This is a genomic window from Galactobacter valiniphilus, from assembly GCF_003575975.1.
GTDB classification, from domain to species: Bacteria; Actinomycetota; Actinomycetes; order Actinomycetales; family Micrococcaceae; genus Galactobacter; species Galactobacter valiniphilus.
In genome coordinates this window covers 12,684-31,224 of the sequence record NZ_QQXK01000031.1, presented here as the reverse complement: position 1 = coordinate 31,224, position 18,541 = coordinate 12,684, and the positions used below count along the sequence as shown (strand labels likewise).

At 70.8% G+C, this 18,541-nt stretch carries 13 protein-coding genes; 3 read left to right on the top strand and 10 right to left on the bottom strand.

Annotation, left to right across the window (positions count from 1 at the left end; genetic code table 11):
* Positions 1–64: 64 nt before the first annotated feature.
* The 5 genes from DWB68_RS13505 to DWB68_RS13485 all read right to left on the bottom strand — a co-directional run bounded on the left by DWB68_RS13505 (position 65) and on the right by DWB68_RS13485 (position 7,375).
* Entirely contained in the window at positions 65–1,300 is a 1,236-nt protein-coding gene (locus DWB68_RS13505; RefSeq protein WP_119425646.1) for a class C sortase, read from the bottom strand.
* A 131-nt stretch (positions 1,301–1,431) separates the two neighbouring features.
* Positions 1,432–2,823 (bottom strand): SpaH/EbpB family LPXTG-anchored major pilin, encoded by a 1,392-nt coding sequence (locus DWB68_RS13500; RefSeq protein WP_119425645.1) that lies wholly within the window; start codon positions 2,821–2,823, stop codon positions 1,432–1,434.
* A 93-nt stretch (positions 2,824–2,916) separates the two neighbouring features.
* Entirely contained in the window at positions 2,917–5,538 is a 2,622-nt protein-coding gene (locus DWB68_RS13495) for an LPXTG cell wall anchor domain-containing protein (RefSeq protein ID WP_147391692.1), read from the bottom strand.
* A 231-nt stretch (positions 5,539–5,769) separates the two neighbouring features.
* Entirely contained in the window at positions 5,770–6,063 is a 294-nt protein-coding gene (locus tag DWB68_RS13490) for a hypothetical protein (RefSeq protein ID WP_119425643.1), read from the bottom strand.
* 37 nt (positions 6,064–6,100) lie between these two features.
* Entirely contained in the window at positions 6,101–7,375 is a 1,275-nt protein-coding gene (locus DWB68_RS13485) for an acyl-CoA dehydrogenase family protein (protein WP_119425642.1), read from the bottom strand.
* Between the two features lie 59 nt (positions 7,376–7,434).
* Between DWB68_RS13485 and DWB68_RS13480 the strand changes: the two genes are divergently transcribed.
* The gene (locus DWB68_RS13480) at positions 7,435–7,998 is read left to right on the top strand and encodes a MarR family winged helix-turn-helix transcriptional regulator (RefSeq protein WP_407645707.1); all 564 of its coding nucleotides are present in this window, start codon (positions 7,435–7,437) and stop codon (positions 7,996–7,998) included.
* Positions 7,999–8,213: 215 nt separating this feature from the next.
* On the opposite strand, the gene mmsB is transcribed toward DWB68_RS13480, so the two are convergent.
* The 5 genes from mmsB to DWB68_RS13455 form a co-directional block, all read right to left on the bottom strand.
* On the bottom strand, positions 8,214–9,146 hold the full coding sequence (gene mmsB, locus DWB68_RS13475; RefSeq protein ID WP_119425640.1) for a 3-hydroxyisobutyrate dehydrogenase: 933 nt from the start codon (positions 9,144–9,146) through the stop codon (positions 8,214–8,216).
* Positions 9,147–9,195: 49 nt separating this feature from the next.
* The gene (locus DWB68_RS13470; protein WP_199700460.1) at positions 9,196–10,446 is read right to left on the bottom strand and encodes a 3-hydroxyisobutyryl-CoA hydrolase; all 1,251 of its coding nucleotides are present in this window, start codon (positions 10,444–10,446) and stop codon (positions 9,196–9,198) included.
* Complete coding sequence (locus DWB68_RS13465; protein ID WP_119425639.1) at positions 10,446–11,945, bottom strand: CoA-acylating methylmalonate-semialdehyde dehydrogenase; 1,500 nt, start codon at positions 11,943–11,945, stop codon at positions 10,446–10,448. The genes DWB68_RS13470 and DWB68_RS13465 overlap by 1 nt, the downstream gene beginning before the upstream one ends.
* 401 nt (positions 11,946–12,346) lie before the next feature.
* A complete protein-coding gene (locus DWB68_RS13460; protein WP_119425638.1) occupies positions 12,347–13,681 on the bottom strand; it encodes an MFS transporter in 1,335 nt (444 codons plus the stop codon).
* 131 nt (positions 13,682–13,812) lie between these two features.
* Complete coding sequence (locus tag DWB68_RS13455; protein ID WP_147391691.1) at positions 13,813–15,120, bottom strand: helix-turn-helix domain-containing protein; 1,308 nt, start codon at positions 15,118–15,120, stop codon at positions 13,813–13,815.
* A 139-nt stretch (positions 15,121–15,259) separates the two neighbouring features.
* On the opposite strand from DWB68_RS13455, the gene DWB68_RS13450 reads away from it, so the two are divergent.
* Together DWB68_RS13450 and DWB68_RS13445 are read left to right on the top strand one after the other, a co-directional pair.
* Positions 15,260–16,885, top strand: coding sequence for an amidohydrolase (locus tag DWB68_RS13450; RefSeq protein ID WP_119425636.1), 1,626 nt, complete (start codon positions 15,260–15,262; stop codon positions 16,883–16,885).
* Positions 16,886–16,980: 95 nt separating this feature from the next.
* A complete protein-coding gene (locus tag DWB68_RS13445; protein ID WP_325048570.1) occupies positions 16,981–18,261 on the top strand; it encodes a M20 family metallo-hydrolase in 1,281 nt (426 codons plus the stop codon).
* The last annotated feature ends 280 nt before the right edge of the window (positions 18,262–18,541 follow it).

Here is an 18,541-nt window from a genome sequence, read left to right as displayed (position 1 = left end):
GCCGGCCCACACGGGAGGGGCCCGACGGCGCGTGGTTACCACGCGGCGTCGGGCCCCTCGCGCGTCACGTGGCGCCCGGCTCGTCCCAGCGCAGCAGGGCGGCGAGGTCCGCCTCCTCCACGTCGCGGCGGCGCCGCGCCGCGCCGCGCACCGAACGCGCCGGGCGGTCGGCGGCCCGCCCGTCCGCCGTGCTTGGCATGGGGCGGGGCGTGCCCGACGCCGCGTGGCGGCTCGGCGGCGGAAGGATCGGCGGGTAGGCGCTCGCCACCGGGAACTCCTCCCCGCTCGCCGCGGGGCGGCCGGTCGGCGCCGAGGGACGCCCCGCCGAGGCAACCGGGCCGGGGGAGGCGGGCCGCGCGGACGAGACGGGCGCGCCCGGCCCGGCCGCAGCGTCGTCGGGCAGGGCCTCCCGCGCCGCCTTGCGGCGCTCCGAACGCTTGGCGAGGAGCAAGTACACGGTGGCGGCGAGCAGCACGCCGCCGAGGATGAGCATCCACCACGGGAAGCCCACCGCGGTCTTCACCACGGAGGCGGCCGGCGGGGTGGGCGTCACGCGCTCGGCGGTGACGAGGATACGGTGGGAGTTCACGCCAATCGGCGTGCACGTGATGAGGGTGATGAGGTCGCGGCCCAGCTGCGGGCGCAGCGTGTCGGTCTGCGTGGGGAGCGTGACCTCGCTCGTCGTGACCCGGTAGGCGAGCGTGCGGCCCAGGACGTCGATGTAGACCATGTCGCCCTTGGCGAGCTTGTCGAGGTGTGTGAAGAGCGTGGCCTCCGGCAGCCCGCGGTGGCCCGTGAGGACGGCGTGCGTGCCGGCGCCGCCCACGGGAAGGGCCGTCCCCTGCAGATGCCCGATGCCGTCGCGCAGGATGTCCGAGCCCGTGCCGTGGTAGACCGGCAGGTTCACGTCGATGGACGGCACACGCAGGCGCGCCATGATCCCGTCGTCCGAGGGGTCAAGCAGCGACCAATACGGGTCGTTGGTCTTGACGGTCTTGGCGTCAGGAGAGGCGAAGGGGTCAACCACGCGCTCGCCGGAGGCCAGGGTGGCGTTGTACTGCTCGGCCTCGCCGAGCGCGACATCGCGGGAATCGGGGGTGAGGCCCTGCACCGCGTCGACGTAGCGATCCGCCTCCTGCGCCTGGAGCACCGAGCTGAACCAGGACGCGGCGGAGGGGTAGAGGATCACGAGCGAGCCGACCACGAGCAGCAGCGCCGTGAACCACGCGGACACGCCCGAACGCCGCCGCCCCCGGGTGGGTGCGGCGGCGACGGGCTGCGGAGCGTCGATGATGCTCAAGCGTGTCCTTCTGCTGTCCTCCGTTGTCCTCGCCACCGCCGCGCGGGGGAGGCGAGGCCCGCGGCCGGGGGATCCCCCTCACCCGGCCGCGGGTGCTTGCCGGGGCCCCGCCGAAGCGGGGCCCGACGGGGTCAGGCGCGCTGCTGACGGCGGCGCACCGCGGCGAGCAGGAACGAGGCGGCGATGAGCGCCACGCCCACGCCCACGAACAGCGCGATGCCGGTGGAACCGGTCAGCGGCAGCTCGAATGGCGGCACCTGGTCGTTGGTCACCTGCAGCTGCACCGGCGTGGCGGTCGAGCCGGCCACGATCGTGACGGGGCGCTGCGTGGAATCCAGCTTGTAGCCGAGCGGCGCCTTCGTCTCGATGACGATGTACTTGCCGACCTTGAGGCCGTCAACGCTCACGGTGCCGTCGGTGCCGGTCGTGAACTTGGTGGTACCCGTCTTCGGGTTCACGAGGGCGTTGCCGGTCTTGTTACCGGCGGCGTCCGTTGCGTAGATCTCAAATTCGGCGCCGGCCAGCGTCTTGGTGGTGTCGGCCTTCTGGACCTTGGTGATCTTCAGGGCGCCCCAGGGGGTGGAGACCTCGTTGGAGTCCACCAGGTTCTTGGGGTCGTTGACGTAGAGCTGGGTCTTGTTCTTGATGGTGCCGTCGCCGATGGAGTTGATGACGGTGTTGATGACGACCTTCACGTCGGCGCCCTGGACGGTCTTGAGCTTGGCGAGACCGGAGGCGCTGAAGTCGACCTTAAAGTTCGGGCCGGCCGTGATGGTGTAGTCCGCGGCGGCCAGGGTCAGGCCCGCCACCGTGACGGTGGCGTTCTGGTACGTCAGGCGGGAATCGATGGTGTCGACAAAGCCGAAGGCCGTGAGGGCCTGGGCGGCCGGCAGGTTCGGGACCTTGGCGGTCAGGGTGAACGAGATCGGGTCGCCGATGATGTTCGCCTTGGTGTCATCGATGGCCTTGCTCACGCTGGAGACCGTGTTCTTCGGGTACGCGTGGACGTCGTAGAGCCAGTCGTTCTTCACCGAGAGCGGGATGGTGACGAGGAACGGCGCCGACTTCTGGACGACCTTGCTCGGGGCGGCGGTCTCGGTCACGAGGTAGAGGCCAACAGTGAGGTTGGGGAAGGCGGCGGTGCCCGCGGCGTCGGTGACGACCGAGGTGGGCGTGCCGGTGAGGTTCGCCTGCGCCTGGGCCACGGTGTAGTTCTCGAGTCCCTGCCACTTGGTGGAGTCGGTCAGGTCGACGTTGACCTTCTGCACCTGGAAGGTGACGCCCTGGATGGGGGTCAGCCCCGCAGTGGTCTGCTGCGTACCGTCGTGGGCCAGGCCCGTGGGGGTCACCGGCTCCTCGAACTTGTGCACCGTGATGGAGCCCTTGGCATTCGGGTCGATGTTCTGCGCAGCGTGGGCCGGAGCGGCCGTGCCGAGCGCGAGGGCGGAGCCGAGCACGGCCGCGCCGAGGGCCGCCAGGGTGCCCCGCAGGCCGCGGTTGCGGCGGTGAAGCGATGACTTCATGGTGTCTCTTTCTGGTGGTTGACAGGGTTGTGGCACTCGGCCGGCGGAGCAGGTCCGTCGCCGCACCACCCCTGGGCTTGAGGTGGTGACTTGTCAGCGCTTGGAGCGCTGGGACCTGCGTCGTCGCCAGGCCGTTCCTAGGGCCAGAGCAACGACAATCGAACCGACGATCAGGTACGGGGAAGCCCCGGAGCCGCCGGTCAGCGGAAGGGCAAACGCTTGCGCGTCGCGGTTGATGAAGCGGTACACAGCCTGGCCGTCCGCCGCCACGGAGACGGCGGCCCGTGGGTCGGCCACCGTGGTCCAGTTGGCGTCGTTCGCCAGCTGGGCAACGTTGGTGGGATCGGTGCCGGTGAATTTCTGCACAGCCCGATTGATGTACCCGCCCACGCCGGCCTCGCTCAGCGAATAGCCGGAGCCCGGGCGGACCTGAATCTTGTTGGCGGCCGACGACGTGGCGGAGCCCGTCACGGTGCTCGGGGTCAGTCCGGCTGCGGCGGGAGTGGCAGTGAGCTTCCAGTCACCAGGCGTCGCCGTTCCGGTGCCGTTCACGTTCTCCACGACTTTCAGGATCGTGAGGAACGCGGTGCGGTTGGTCGCGGTGCAGTCGATCGTCTGGCCGAGCTTCGGTGTGACGGTGCCGTTGAGCCCGTCACGAGCTCCGACGCCGTCGGCGACCGTGGCCCCGTTGGCGTCCACGGCCTTGCACTGCCAGGAGCCGCTCGCCAGCGGGGAGGTCGTGGACTCCGCAGCAGTGCGGACATCGTCCTGCACGTAGCGAGCATCGCCACCGCTCTCGGCGAGTTGATAGACGGTGCCGGGGACCACAGAGCCGGTTTTGCCCGTGGAGCCGGTCAGCGCGGTCGTATCGCCGGAGGTCTTCGCGGTGAGCGTCCAGGCGGCGGGATCGGCGGTGCCACCCACCACCTTCTTGTTCAGGGTCAGAGTGGTGTCGCAGGTGACGGCATTCGTGACCGTGGCGGTGTTGCTGCCGCCGATCATGGTCAGCGACGTCGGGACATTGCTCGCCAAGGTCGCGGAGTTGAACGAGGTGAGCTGTGAAGAGATGAGCTTGCAGCCGGGCAGGCTCGTGTCGATGGTGGTCTTCTCCGACACGGCAACCTTCTGGCCGGCCTTCAGCCCGGTGACCCTGGTCCCCCAGGCAACCTGCGCGGCCCCGGCTCCTGTGTCCAGGCTCAGCGCCGCGGTGAGACCCGCGGGCTGCTTGCCGTCGGCGTAGGTGGTGGTCTTGCCGTTGGAGGTGACGGACCACGTCTTGGCGACCGTCAGGTCCGCGGTGGACGGGGTGTTCGTCACAGTGCACACCACGGCGGGGGACTTCTGGCCGGCCTGCAAGGAAGCCAGCGTGGGCATGGTGACGGAACCGGTGGTGCCATTCATGACGGTGCCCAGCGCCTGTGGGCCCTCGCCGTCGCCGTAGTCGGCCGTGCACGAGGAGGTGGCGATGTAGTCGCGGGGCAGATTGGCCGCGGTGGTGGCAGAACCTGCGGCCATGACCTCGCGGAAGTCGTAGGTGCCGCCGGCGGCAACGGGCGCCGGGCCGGTCTGTGCCGTCTGGAGGCCTGTCGCTGCACCGGAGGTCGTGGCGCTCAGTGTCACACCCGCACTGGTGTTGCCACGGCGATTCACGCTCAGCGTGAACTGATCGCTTGCGGCGACGCGGCCCTCGATGTTCTTGCGCACCGAGAGAGTCGGGGGCATCGCGCAAGAGGCGAGGTCCGTGCTGTTGACAAGTGCCGTCCCGCTGATGGCCATCGGATTGGTAGTGGCTGCCTGCCAGGTTGAGGGGTCGTAGCGCGACAGCTCAGAGCCGGTGCCCAGGACCACCGTGCCGTCGGCGTCGAAGGCCAGGCCATTGTAGGCGGCCACGGGAATGCTGGATGTCGTCTGTGCCTTGACCGGGAGGACGGCAGAGGCGTTGGCGGCGGCGGTGGCGTTGGCCAGATCGGCGGCAGGAAGCATCCAGATCTTCGTGGTGCTCGTGGTGTTCTCGGCTCCCAAGATGTACAGGTTGCCCGCGCGGTCGAAGACGATGTCGCCGTTGAGGGCGTTGGTGCCTTGGCCGGTGTCGAAGGATCCGAGCTGGGTGGCGGCACCGGTGCTCACATTGACGCTGAAGAGCGTGAAGAAGTAGTTGGTTTGTCCCGCAGGTTTGGTGTAGCCGCCCACCATGTACGAGCCCGTGGAGGGGGAAACGGCGCCTGCGATGAGGCTCGATGCGACGGAGGTGGTGGTGGTTCCACCGATCCAGCTCCAGGTATCCGTTGCGGTCGAGTACCTGGCGGATCGGAATTTGTAGTTCGAATCAATGGATTGGTAGCGGAAGAACGCATACGCGTTCGCGCCCGTGAGATCGAGGGCTAGACCGTTTAGGTTGCCGGCGCCGGCGTAGTCGCTGAGGCCGGGGAGCGAGGACGGCCCCGTCAGGGGGCTGATCACGGCCGTCCCCGCTGTGGTGAGGGCCTTGTACATCCCGCTCGCGCTCAGCGGTCGGGTCGCCGGCGACGTCACGCCGTAGATCGTCCCGGGCGAGCATGAGAACGCATCGGCCGCCTGCGCGCTAGGCGCGGCGGCCACGTCGACGATGACGCCGGCCGCCACCGGCACCAAGCCGGTTACGGCAATGGCGACGGAGGTGAGCGCCGCCCGCCAGGAGCGAGGAGGGCGCGTGGATCCTAAGATGCTCTGAGGCATGAAAACACCGATTCATGGATGAGATGACGTGCAGAGTCGCGTGAAAGTGATCGTTCCCCAACGATTCACTGGCGCAGGAGAATCGGTTCCCTCGATTCCCCGGGCGTTTCGGCTCCCGAAATCATAGCACCGACTCCGCATGGGTGGCGCTCACTTAGAGAGTGGTCGTGCTCACCCTTGTAGTAGTCTCTCGGGCCCGACCCGGAGGGCACGTACGGCTCTCACCGTCACTCAGGTACAGGTGTTCTGCATGGTTCCGAAGTTCGAGCGGAGCGACCGGGTGCACCCGGCGCACGCCACGCACCGCTCCCCGCGCTTCTCGCTCCGTTCTGCCTTGGTCTGCACGCGCAGCTTCTGATTGGCCGCATCCTGGGCGGCCTGGGCCATCCCCTTCTGGCCCGCGAGCAGCGCGGAGTCTTGGGTGTCCCCGCGGTCGCAGACGACGGCGGACCGCTTGAGGTCGGTCAGCACCTGGTCGTTGGTGGCGTCCTCGGCGAAGCTGAGAAGGCGGCGGTGTGGGAGCAAGCTTTCCCTCCGTGCGGAGAATGACCTCGCGTGAACGTCACACGAACGCGGAGACCCCCGTCAGCGCGCGCCCCACGATGAGGGAATTGATCGAGTAGGTCCCCTCGTACGTGAAGATGATCTCCGCGTCCGCCCAGAGCTTCGAGGCCAGGTGGCCCGGTTCGGTGACGAGGCCGTTGCCTCCGTGCAGGTCGCGGTTCAGCGCCACCGCTGCGCGCGTTAACCGCGTGGCTGTCGCCTTCGCCATCGCCGTCTGCGCCATCTTGAGGCGCCCGTCGTCCTGCAGCCTGGCCATCTGGATCATCATGCCCATGGCCGCCGTGGCGTTCCCCGCGATGTCGGCGATTTGCTGCTGCACCAACTGGAACTTGGCCAGCGGCTTCTCAAACTGCTGCCGAGAAAGCGAGTAGGCGCGTGCGTCGTCGAGCACCGCGTGCGCCAGGCCCACGGCCTGCCAACCCACCCACGCGCGGGAATCCAGGAGCAGCTCGTTGGCCTTGTCGAAGCCGTCGCCGCCCGGGAGCCGGTCCGCCTCGGCGACCCGCACGCCGTCGAACTCGATGTTGGCGTTCTGCATGATCCGCAACCCCACCTTGTTCTCGATCTTGCTCGCGGAGAAGCCTGGCAGCTCGGAGCGGATGAGGAAGGCCTTGATGACGCCGTCCTCCACGTCCCTGGCCCACGTGAGCACCACGTCGGCGATGGTTCCGGCGCCGATCCAGCGCTTGGCTCCGTCGATGACCCACTCGTCTCCCTCGCGGCGCGCCGTGGTGGCCAGGCCGCCGGCCACGTCCGAGCCGTGATCCGGCTCGGTCAGCGCGAAGGAACCGATCGCGTCGAAGACCTCCAGCCGCGGCAGCCACTCGGCGCGCTGCTCCTCGGAACCCAGCCGATCGATCATGCCCACGATGAGCTCGTTGTGGATGCCGACGAGCGCGCACAGCGAGGTGTCGGCGCGCCCCACCGCCGCGTAGACGAGGCCCTTGAAGAGGCGGCTCGTCCCGTCCGTTTGGATCCGCCCGAGCCCCAGCTCCCCGAGCCCCTCAAGCCAGTGCCGCGGGAACTCCTCGCGGTTCCAGAACTCCAGGGACTGGTGCGTGATGTGCTCCTGCAGGTAGTCATCAATCTCGATGAGTCGCTGGCGCTCGTTCTCCGGCAGGATCTCCGCCGCTCCGAGCAGGTCCCGGCTGCCCTCGGCGATGTTCCAGCTCTTGGGGGAGTCGCCGGCGCCGGCGATGCCGGTCTGGCGGCTGCCGGGAGCGGGGGCCGTCCCCACGGGCGCAACCGAGGGGCGGGGCTGAACGGCGGTCATGACATGTCCTTTCGACGGTGGCCGAAATGTAGGATTCTGCGAAAGAAGCGTCGGCGCGGATGCGCGCCGAGCGGGGCGTCGTAGCGCCCCGACATCAAGGAGGCCCCGTGCAGGAACCGTTGCCGCGCGACCCGATCGCCGAGGCCGCGCGCAATTGGGAGCGCCACGGCTGGGGCGAATACGCCGAGCCCATGGCCGCCGTCACCTCGATCATGCGCGCGCAGCAGATCCTCATCGGCCGGGCCGAGGCGATCATGAAGGGCTTTGGGCTCACGTTCGCGCGCTTCGAGATGCTGCAGCTGCTCAGCTTCGCTCGCGGTTCGCAGATGCCCATGTCGCGCGCCTCGCGCCTGCTCCAGGTGCACCCCACGTCCGTCACGAGCGCCGTGGATCGGCTGGAGAAGGACGGCCTCGTGGAGCGCACGGCGCACCCCACCGACGGACGCACCGTGCTGCTGGTCCTCACCGACGAGGGCCGCGAGCTGGCCCGCTCCGCCGCCGAGGCCCTGAACGAGCAGCTCTTCGCGAGCACGGGTTTCAACGCCCGCGACGTCGCCTCGCTCAACCGCATCCTGCAGCGCTTCCGGCAGAAGTCCGGGGACTTCGCGGCGCCCCTGGACTGAGCCGCGGGAGGCTGCGCTGGGTGTGGCCCACCCGCCGTCGTGCGTTTTCTCACCGCCCTGGCGCTTTGTCACCGTCACCGGGACGGTGACAAAGCGCCGAAGCGGTGACGATTCGTGGAACCGGATGCACGACGCCGCCAGCTCGCCTTCGGCGCGTGCGGCACCCGGGGCGCGGGGCGCCACCGGGCGGCTCGCGGCGGGGCTGACGGCTGCGCTCACACCGCGCCCGAGCGCTCGCGGATCGTGGTGATGACGCCGGAGAAGTCGCGGCCAGCCCCGCCGTCCTCGTCGCGGAAGCGGCGGTAGATCTCCTCGGCGTGACGGCCCAGCTCGGCCGCGGTCCCCGTCGCCTCGATGGCGGCGAGCGCGAGCCCCAGGTCCTTGGCCATGAGCGCCCCGGCGAAGCCCGGCTGGTAGTCGCGGTTGGCGGGTGAGCTCGGCACCGGTCCGGGCACGGGGCAATTGGTCGTGAGCGCCCAGCACTGGCCCGAGGCGTTGGAGGCCACGTCGAAGAGCGCCTGATGCGAGAGGCCGAGGCCCTCGCCGAGCACAAACGCCTCGGCCACAGCGATCTGGCTGATCGCCAGGATCATGTTGTTGCAGACCTTGGCCGCCTGGCCCAGGCCGTTGCCGCCGCAGTGCACGATCCGCTTGCCCATGACCTCCAGGATCGGCAGGACGTCCGCGTAGACGTCCTCCGGCCCGCCCACCATGAACGCGAGCGTGCCGGCCTCGGCGCCGACCACGCCGCCGGAGACCGGGGCGTCCGCGGCGCGGTGCCCGGCGGCGTGCGCCAGCTCGGCGGCGGTGCGCGCCTCGTCCACGGAGATCGTGGAGCAGTCAAGCAGGATCGAGTCCTTCTTGGCGGCGCGCAGGATCCCCCGGGTTCCGTTCAGCGAATCCTCGTAGGCGGCGATGACGTGCGTGCCGGAGGGAAGCATGGTCAGGACGATGTCGGCCTGGGCCGCCGCCTCGGCTGCGGTGGGCATGACGGTGACGCCCGCCTGGGCCGCCGCCTCCAGGGCGGCGGGGACCACGTCGAAGCCGAGCACGGTGACGCCGGCCTTGACGAGGTTGGCGGCCATGGGACCGCCCATGTGGCCGAGGCCGACGAACGCGACGGTGGTGTCTTTGAGTTCGAGTGCCATGTGCTCTCCCTGGGTGATGGGTGTAACGGTGGGGTGGGTGCGGCGGTGCTCAGGCGGGCGGGATCACGGCGTCCACCGGCGAGAGGTCGAGCGGCAGGTGCGGCAGCGGTGCCAGGTAGGCCTCGGCCGTGCCGGGGGAGAGGTCCTCGAGGCGCGCCGGCTCCCACTTCGGCGTGCGGTCCTTGTCGATGACCTGGGCGCGGATGCCCTCGGCGAAGTCGTGCCCGCCCAGGAAGCGGTAGCCGACGCGCCACTCGTTCTTGAGGGCGCCGGCGAGGTCGGTGCCAGCGCCGGCCCGCACGGCGGCCAGCGCCACGGCCACGGCCGTGGGGCTCTTGCCGCGGATCACCTCGGCGGCACCCCGGGCCTCCTCGGCCTCCGAGGCCTCGAGGGCCCGCACCACGTCGAGGGCGGTGCGCCCGGCGTAGGCCTCCTCGATCCAGGCCTCGCCGTCCCGCAGCGCCGACGGCGGCGCTGGGGCCGCGAGGGCCTCGATGACCGCGCCCGGCTCCTCGCGCTCGAGCCGGTCGAGCAGTTCCGGCAGCGCGCCGCTCGGGACGAACGCGTCGGCGAGCCCCAGGTACAGGGCGTCCCCGGCGTCCAGGTGCGCGCCCGTCAGTGCCGCGTGCGCGCCCGCCGCCCCCGGGGCGTGGCCCAAGAGGTAGGTGCCGCCCACATCGGGGCTAAAGCCGATCTGCGTCTCCGGCAACCCCGAGCGCGTGCGCTCGGTGACGACGCGGAAGGAGCCGTGCGCGCTCACGCCGATGCCGCCGCCGAGCACCAGCCCGTCCATGAGCGCCACGTACGGCTTGGGGTAGCGCGAGATGAGCAGGTTCAGCCGGTACTCGTCGCGCCAGAAGCCCATGGTGTCGTACGGCGCGGTGGGCGTGCGGTCCGGGCGTGTCATGTCGGCGTGGATCGCCACGACGTCGCCGCCAGCGCACAGCCCGCGCTCGCCCGCGCCCTGGATGGCCACCGTGGCGATGGCCGGATCGTCAGCCCATCGCACGAGCTGCGACCAGAGCAGGTTCACCATCTCGTGGTTCAGGGCGTTGACGGCGCGCGGCCGGTTGAGCGTGATGAGGCCGAGGCGCCCGCGCACCTCGGCGAGGACGGTCGGCTCGGGCGCCCCGGTGCCCGACGCCGCGTGGCCGGTCCCCGTCGCCGAGCCGCCGGAGGGTGCGTGGTCGGGACCCGGCTGGCCCGCGGCCCCGGCCCCGAGCACCGAGACGCCGCCCGGTGCCGGGACGGCACCCGAGGCGAGGCGGGAGGCCAGGGGCGAGCGCGCGTCGTCGCGCATCAGGAGCCCTGCGGCATGACGAAGGAGGCGCCGTCGGAGACGCCCTCCGGCCAGCGGGTGGTGACGGTCTTGGTGCGCGTGTAGAAGCGGAAGGCGTCGGGGCCGTGCTGGTTGAGGTCGCCGAAGCCCGAGGCCTTCCAGCCGCCGAAGGTGTAGTACGCGATCGGCACGGGGATGGGGATGTTGATGCCGACCATGCCGACCTCCACCTGCGTGGCGAACTCGCGGCCCGCGGCGCCGTCGCGCGTGAAGATCGAGACCCCGTTGCCGTAGAGGTTGGAGTTCACGATCCCGAGGGCGTCGGCGAAGTCGGCGGCGCGGACCACGCAGAGCACCGGACCGAAGATCTCCTCGGTGTAGATCGGCATGTCGGTCGTGACGTGGTCGAAGAGCGTGGCACCCACGAAGAAGCCGTTCTCGTGACCGGGGACCTGCACACCGCGGCCGTCGAGGACCAGCGTGGCGCCGGCGTCGACGCCCTGCTGGATGAGGCCCTCGATGCGTTCCTTGGCGGCGGCCGTGACGACGGGACCGAAGTCGGCGCCGGGCTGGAGGCTCGGGCCGACGTTGAGCGCGGCGGCCTTCTCGGCGAGCTTGGCGACGAGGGCGTCCGCGGTCTCCTGGCCCACCGGGACGGCCACGGAGATGGCCATGCAGCGCTCGCCGGCCGAGCCGTAGGCGGCGCCGAGCAGGGCGTCGGCGACGTGGTCCAAGTCCGCGTCGGGCATGACGACGAGGTGGTTCTTGGCGCCGCCGAAGCACTGCGCGCGCTTGCCGGCGGCCGCGGCGCCCGTGTAGATCGCCTGCGCGATGGGCGTGGATCCGACGAAGCCGATGGCCTTGACGTCGGGGTGGTCCACGAGCGCGTCCACCGATTCCTTGTCGCCGTTGATGACCTGGAAGACGCCGTCCGGGAGGCCCGCCTCCTGGTAGAGCTCGGCGAGGCGCAGGGGCACGCCCGGGTCGCGCTCGCTCGGCTTGAGGATGAAGGCGTTGCCGGCGGCGAGGGCCGGGCCGGACTTCCACAGCGGGATCATGGCCGGGAAGTTGAAGGGCGTGATGCCGGCGACCACGCCGAGCGGCTGGCGCAGCGAGTGGGTGTCGATGCCGGAGCCGACCTCCGTGGAGAACTCGCCCTTGAGCAGGTGCGCCGCGCCGCCGCCCGCGAACTCCACGACCTCGATGCCGCGGTTGATGTCGCCCTTGGCGTCCTCGTAGGTCTTGCCGTGCTCGCTCGAGAGCAGCGCGGCGAGGTCGTCCATGTTCTCGCGGACGAGGTCCACGAACTTCAGGAGGATGCGGCCGCGGCGCTGCGGGTTCATGGCGGCCCACTGGAGCTGGGCGGTCTTGGCGACCTCCACGGCGCGCGCGACCTCCGCCGTGCTGGCCAGGTCCACTGTGGCCTGCACCTCGCCCGTGCTCGGGTTGAAGACGTCGGCCGCGCGGCCGCTCGTGCCGGCGACGGCTTGGCCGTTGATCCAATGGGGAACGTGGCGCACGGTGGGCTCCTGGGTCTCGGTGCTGCTGCGATGTGCTCGGGCGGGCGCTCGCGGACGGGTGACGCCGCTCACGCTTGCGACCCACGCTAGCGCGTTTGGGCCGCGCGGAAAAGGTTGGATGTCCTAGTAATTTCTTCCGGGGTTTTCCCGGGCTGCACGAGGCCCAGTGCCGCCGGGCATCGCCAGGTAGGCCCAGCCCCGCAGCCCGGCAGTCTCGCAGTGAGACTTTGCGTGCCTTGCGCCGTGATGGGCCCGCGCTTCACGGCGCAAGGCACGCAAACTCTCCCGAACGCGGCAGAGCCCCGGACGCGTCGGGTGACGTGTCCGGGGCCCTGCATCCGGCCGACCAAGGGGAGCGCGGCCGGCAGGCCGGCGGGGAGACCGGCTGGTGTGGGGGAGTGTCAGGCACTCTCGACGGCAGTGTCGTCCTTGACGCGCAGCTTCTCGCCGATGAAGCCGCCCACGGCCGTGATGAGGGAGATGATCACGAGGATCACGACCGCCGGGGTGGCGGTCGTGGCGCCCGTGGCGCTGATGACGCCGGCCGCGATGAGCGGCAGGAAGCCGGAGAGGGCGCCGGCGATGTTGTAGCCGAGCGAGACGCCGGAGTAGCGCAGCTGGGCCGGGAACAGTTCGGTCAGCAGGGCGCCCGTGACGGCGTAGGTGACGGTCAGCAGCGCGATGCCGATGGCCACGGCGAGCGTGATCGCGAGGGGCGAGCGGGTGTCGATGAGCCAGAACAGCGGCCAGGCGGCCACGGCGGTCGCGAGGCCACCGATCATCGTGACGCGGCCGGGGCCGATCTTCTCGGCGATACGGCCGAAGAGGACGATGACGACGATCTGCACCACGGCGGCCACGAGGGTCGCGTTGACGGCGATCTGCTTGTCGAGGCCCAGGTTGTTGGCGACGTAGCTGACGACAAAGGTGTTCATGACGTAGAAGCCACCGACGCCAAGGAAGGCCGCGGCCACGGCGACGAGCAGGCGCCCGCCGGCCTTGGTGAAGACCTTGAGGGCCGGGACCTTCTCGCGCTGATCGGACTTCAGGAGCTCCTCAAAGACCGGGGACTCCTCGACCTTGAGGCGGATAAAGAGCGCGATCAAGAGCATGGGGAAGGCGAGCAGGAACGGGATACGCCAGCCCCACGCGTCGAACGTGGCGGAGGGCAGCAGTAGGACGAGCGCGAAGGCGCCGGAGGAGAGCAGTGTGCCGACGGGCGAGCCGATCTGGACGAGCGCGGCGTAGCGGGCGCGCTTCTTGGCGGGCGCGTGTTCGATCGCCATCGTCGTGGCGCCGCCCCACTCGCCGCCCACGGCCAGGCCCTGGAGCAGGCGGACGATCACGAGGAGCGCGGGGGCCCAGAGTCCGGCGACGGCATAGGTCGGCAGCAGGCCGATCAGGCCCGTCGCCACGCCGATCAAGACGATGGTCATGATGAGAGTGGGGCGGCGGCCGATGCGATCGCCCAGCACGCCGAAGATGAAGGCGCCGATGGGGCGGGCCGCGAAGCCCACGCCGAACGTCGCGAGGGAGGCCAGCACGCCCGCCGTCGGGTCCAGGCTGGAGAAGAAGAGGCGGCTGAAGACCAGCGCGGAGGCGGTGCCGAAGAGGTAGTAGTCATACCACTCAAGGGCCGTGCCGACGAAGGCGGCGTTGGCGATGCGGCGGACGTCCTTATCGGCCACCTTCACGGTGGTCTGGGGCGGCGCTGCCGCGCTGTGCGTCGAGGTCACGGAATTCTCCTCAGGGGGGTGTGCGGTGGGGATACACCCATCCTTCTGTGCTCCGGATCACCATCCAATGGAAATGTGCCCCGGGGTCGGGAGGGGCGGTGTGCCTTTGCACAATGGGGGTGAGGGAGCGGCTAGGGGCGCGGGCGCCCTGGGGCGTCCAAGAGCACGACGGCGAGGGCCGCCTGCCTGGGCAGGTTCAGGTCCAGCCCGGTGTGGGCCTTGAACACGGCAAGGCGGTTGATCACCGTGTTGCGGTGGCAAAAGACGAGCTCGGCCGCCGACTTTACCGAGCCTGTCTCGAGGTAGGCGCGGGCCGTGGCGAGCACGCGCTCGCGCTCGTAGTCCTCCAGGTCCCCGAGCCCCGAGAGCAGCTCGCTCACCGTGCCGGGAGCGGCGCTGTCGAGCGCGTGCGCGGCAAGGGGTGCCCAGAGTTCTGGGACCTGGCGCAGCCTGTCGATGCCTGGCGTCGCCTCGAGCACGACGCGTCCCGTCGCCGCCGCACGGGGCAGGTCCGAGACACCGGAGGCCGGGATGAGGACGCCGGGCACGGCGCCGAGCAGTGGCAGCGTCCGGGTGCCGCGTCCGGCGTCCGGGCGGGTGTCCCGCAGCCAGAACAGGCACTCGATGTCCCGGAAGGCATAGGAGAAGACGCGCCCGGAGACGAGGGCGTCCTCGGCGATGCGCCGGGCCTCCGCGGCGTTGGCGTTTGAAAACGCGGCGAGCTCGAAGGGCTCATGGGTGGCGACGCCCATGGCGGCCGCGACGCGCTCCAGCTCGGCCTCGCTGAGCGCCGGTGCGTTGAAGAGGTGGGCAAGCTCGCGCTCGGTGCCAAGCCGAGCGTCGCGGGCCAGGGCCGCCTGTTCGCTGAGGAACGCCTTTTGCACGGCGAGCACGTAGGAGTCCAGGACGCGCATGACGTGCTCGAAGCGCGAGGCGACGAGCCCCACCTGTTCGGGGCTGGCCAGGAGGTTGAGCTGGCGCCAGACGAGCTGCAGGTCGATGCGCACGGCCTCCGTGAGCGCGTCGAGGGGAACCCCCTGCTGGGCGCGGCGGGCGCCGAGCCGCTGGGCCATCGCGGCGGTGTCGGCGCTCGGGTCCGCGATGGAACTGAGCAAGGTCGCGAAGGATTGGGGCGCCGTGCGCCGGATGTCGTCGTGATCAACGGGCAGCCCGGCGTAGAGCGAGCGGGCCTGGACCTCGTCCATGAAGTCGTCGACGAGGGACGGGATGTTCTCGTGGAGCAACGCGAGCAGTCCGAGCCACGCCGCATCGTCGTTCCCCGGGGTGGCGGCGGTCTCCCCGCGCCTTCCCGCCGCCGGCCGGCCTGGGGGAGCGCCCGCCGTCGTGCCGCGGTTCGTGCCAGCGGCCGCCGCCGCGGCGGCGGCCCGCGCCCTGCCCTTGTCCCACGCGTCCCGCACCGGGCCCTGTCCTGAAGCCATCCGCTCAGTCTATGCAGATGCACAACCCGTCGCCCCTTTGTGTTGCGCCCTCCCATTGCCCGCGGCGAGGGCGCGGGCGTGTGATGAAGGGGAAGAGCACCGGGGGTCCCCACCCGGCGCGCCGCCCGAAGGAGAACCCATGCTGCTGGACCTGATCGTCCGCAACGCCCGCATCCGCACCGGCGACCCGGCCCGCCCCTCGGCGAGCAGTGTGGGCGTATGGATGGGTCGTGTGGTCGGCCTGGACGAGCAGCTGCTGGGCCAGCGCGCGGCGGAGGAGATCGACGCCAAGGGCGCGTTCCTCATGGCCGGGTTCAACGATGTGCACGCCCACAGCGTGTGGTTCGGGCAGACGCTCGCGGAGATCGACCTGGCCGGGTTGCCCACGCCGGAGTCCGTCTACGCCGCCTTGGAGGCGGGCCGCGGCGAGCAGGCGGAGGCAGAATGGCTCGTTGCCTCCAACTTCGACCCGCTGGGGCTGGCCGGCACGCTGGAGCGCGACGCCCTGGACGCGGCGGCCGACGGCAAGCCGCTGCTCATCAAGCACGCCTCCGGGCACGCCTACACCCTGAACGGCGTGGGCCTGCGGTCCGTAGGCGTCGCGGAATTCCCCACCGAGCGCATCGACGGCGGCGTGATCGGCGTGGACGCCGACGGCCGGGCCACTGGCCTGCTGGAGGAGAACGCCATGCGCGTGGCCCAGGCGGTCCTCATGCCGGAGCCCATCGCGGACCTGCAGGCCGCACTGGCTCGCGCCACGGCGCGCTACGCCCGGGAGGGCCTGACCTCGGTGTCCGACGCCGGGGTGGGCGGCGGCTGGATCGGCCACGGCCCGCGCGAGTTCTCCGCCTATCAGCGCGCCCGCGAGGCGGGGCAGCTCAAGACGCGCGCGCAGGTCATGATCGCTGCTGACGTGCTGCACCCCGTGGCCGGCCACGCGAGCGAGCCGGGCGTGCAGACCCTGGACGCCGGCCTGCGCTCCGGCCTGGGCGACGAGTTCCTGCAGCTCGGCCCCACCAAGATGTTCATGGACGGCTCGCTGCTCGGGAAGACCGCGGCGATGAGCGAGAACTACTGCGAGTGCTCCCACTCCGGTTACCTCCAGGGCGACGCCGAGGCCATGGCGGCGAAGGCCCGCGAGGCGGCCGCCGCGGGCTGGGCGCTGGCCCTGCACGCCATCGGCGACCGCGGCATCGACCTGGCCCTGGACATCATCGAGGAGTCGCTCGCGGCGCACGGCCCGGCGGCGCTGCCGCACCGCATCGAGCACGGCGGCTACGTGCGCCCCGAGCAGGTGGCGCGCCTGGCCCGACTCGGCGTCTACCTCGTGCCGCAGCCCTTCTTCATCCCGCTCTTCGGCGACGGCATGGCCGCGGCGCTGGGCCCCGAGCGTACGGCGCACTCCTACCCGGCGGCCTCGCTCCTGAAGGCGGGCCTTGCCGTGCCCGGCAGCAGCGACCGCCCCGTGGCGCCCGGCGCCCCGTTGCCGATCATCCAGGCCTTTGTGCAGAGGTTGACCCGCAGCGGCGCCGAGTACGCGCCGGCCGAGCGGCTCAGCGTGGAGCAGGCGCTTGACGCCTACACCCTCGGTTCCGCCGCGGCGACCGGCTGGGCTGGCACCAAGGGCGTGCTGCGCGCGGGCGCCCTTGCCGACTTCGTGGTCCTCGCCGAGGACCCCCGAGAGGTGGCGCACGAGGCCATCGGTGCCATCGACGTCCTCGGCACCTTTGTGGGCGGCGAGGCCACCCACACCACCCTCGACTGAACCACCCCGGCCCTGTGGCCGCCCGCCCGTGGCGACCACCCGCCGTCGGGCACAAGAGACCTCATCCAGCCCATCACCTTCAGCGGAGCAGACACGTGAGCACCCAGCACATCACCCCCGAAACCACCGACCCCACGGGCTTCCTTCCCGACTTCGCGACCATGTCCACCTTCGGCGCCACGGCCGGCGGCGGCGTGGAGCGCCAGGCCGGCAGCGAGGCCGACCATGCGACCCGCGCATGGTTTAAGGGCTGGCTGACCGAGCGCGGCTTCACGGTGCGTGAGGACGCGATCGGCAACATCTTTGGCCTGTACGAGCTGGTTCCGGGGGCGCCGTATGTGCTCATGGGCTCACACCTGGATTCCCAGCCGCTGGCCGGTCGCTTCGATGGCGCGTACGGCGTGCTCGCCGCCGCCCATGCGGCTCACACCGTGGTGCGCGCCTCCGCCGAGGGGCGCGTGACCCCCACCCTCAACGTGGCGGTGGTGGACTGGTTCAACGAGGAGGGAAGTCGCTTTGCGCCCAGCATGATGGGCTCCTCCGTGGCCACGGGCAAGCTCGCGCTTGCGGAGGCACTGGCCGTCACCGACACGGCCGGGATCACGGTGGCCGAGGCCCTGGGCGAGCGCCCCGAGCCGGTCCCGGGCCTCGAGGTGGCCTCCTACGCCGAGATCCACATCGAGCAGGGCCGCCTGCTCGAGGAGGCGCAGACGACGATCGGCCTTGTGCACGCGACGTGGGCGGCGAGCAAGTACCGCATCAGCGTCAACGGCGCGCAGGCGCACACGGGCGCCACGGTCATGGAGGACCGCCGCGACGCGCTCTACGGGGCGTCGCTGTTGGTCGTGGCCGTCCGCGAGCTCACCGAGCTGCTGCCGGAGGGTGCCCTGCACTCCTCGGTCTCTGAGATGGAGGTCCTGCCGAACTCGCCCGTGACGCTGGCCCGCCAGGTCAACATGAACCTGGACCTGCGTTCGGCCTCGGAGGAGGTGCTGGCCCGCGCCAACGAGTTGCTCGCCGAAAAGTTCGAGGAGATCGAGGCCAAGGCGAAGGTGAGCATCGAGCGCCGCCTGACCCACGCGTGGGGCCTCGTGGATTACCCCTCCGGCGGCGTGGAGCTCGCCCGCGAGTCCGCCGCGGCGCTGGGCCTGAGCCACACGCCGATCATGACCGTGGCCGGCCACGATTCGACCAACATGAAGGACGTCGTCCCCACCGTCATGCTCTTCGTCCCAAGCATCCAGGGTGTCTCCCACAACGAGGCCGAGGACACGCGCGACGCCGACGCCGTGGATGGCGTGGCCATGCTCTCCGACGTGGCGGCGCGCCTTGTGAGCGGCGAGCTGCACGAGGGCGATTCCTACCGCCTCGCCTGAGGCGAGGCACCCACGGTGAGCGGGCGGCGTCGGGCATGAAAGCCCGGCGCCGCTTGGCGTCTTGCCCACGTTTGCGTGGCGTGCGCCGTGAAGCGGCCTGTTTGACAGCGTAAGCCACGCAAACTTCGCCGGCGCACGCGCCACCGCCCGGCCGTACCCGCCGGTAAAGATCCACGCGCGTTGACTCTCCCGGCGGCGCGCTTGAACGTGCCTGCCCAAAGCCCCGAACGCTGTGGCCCCGATCACTGAGCCTGGGGGAGTCTCACCAAGGAGCGCGGCC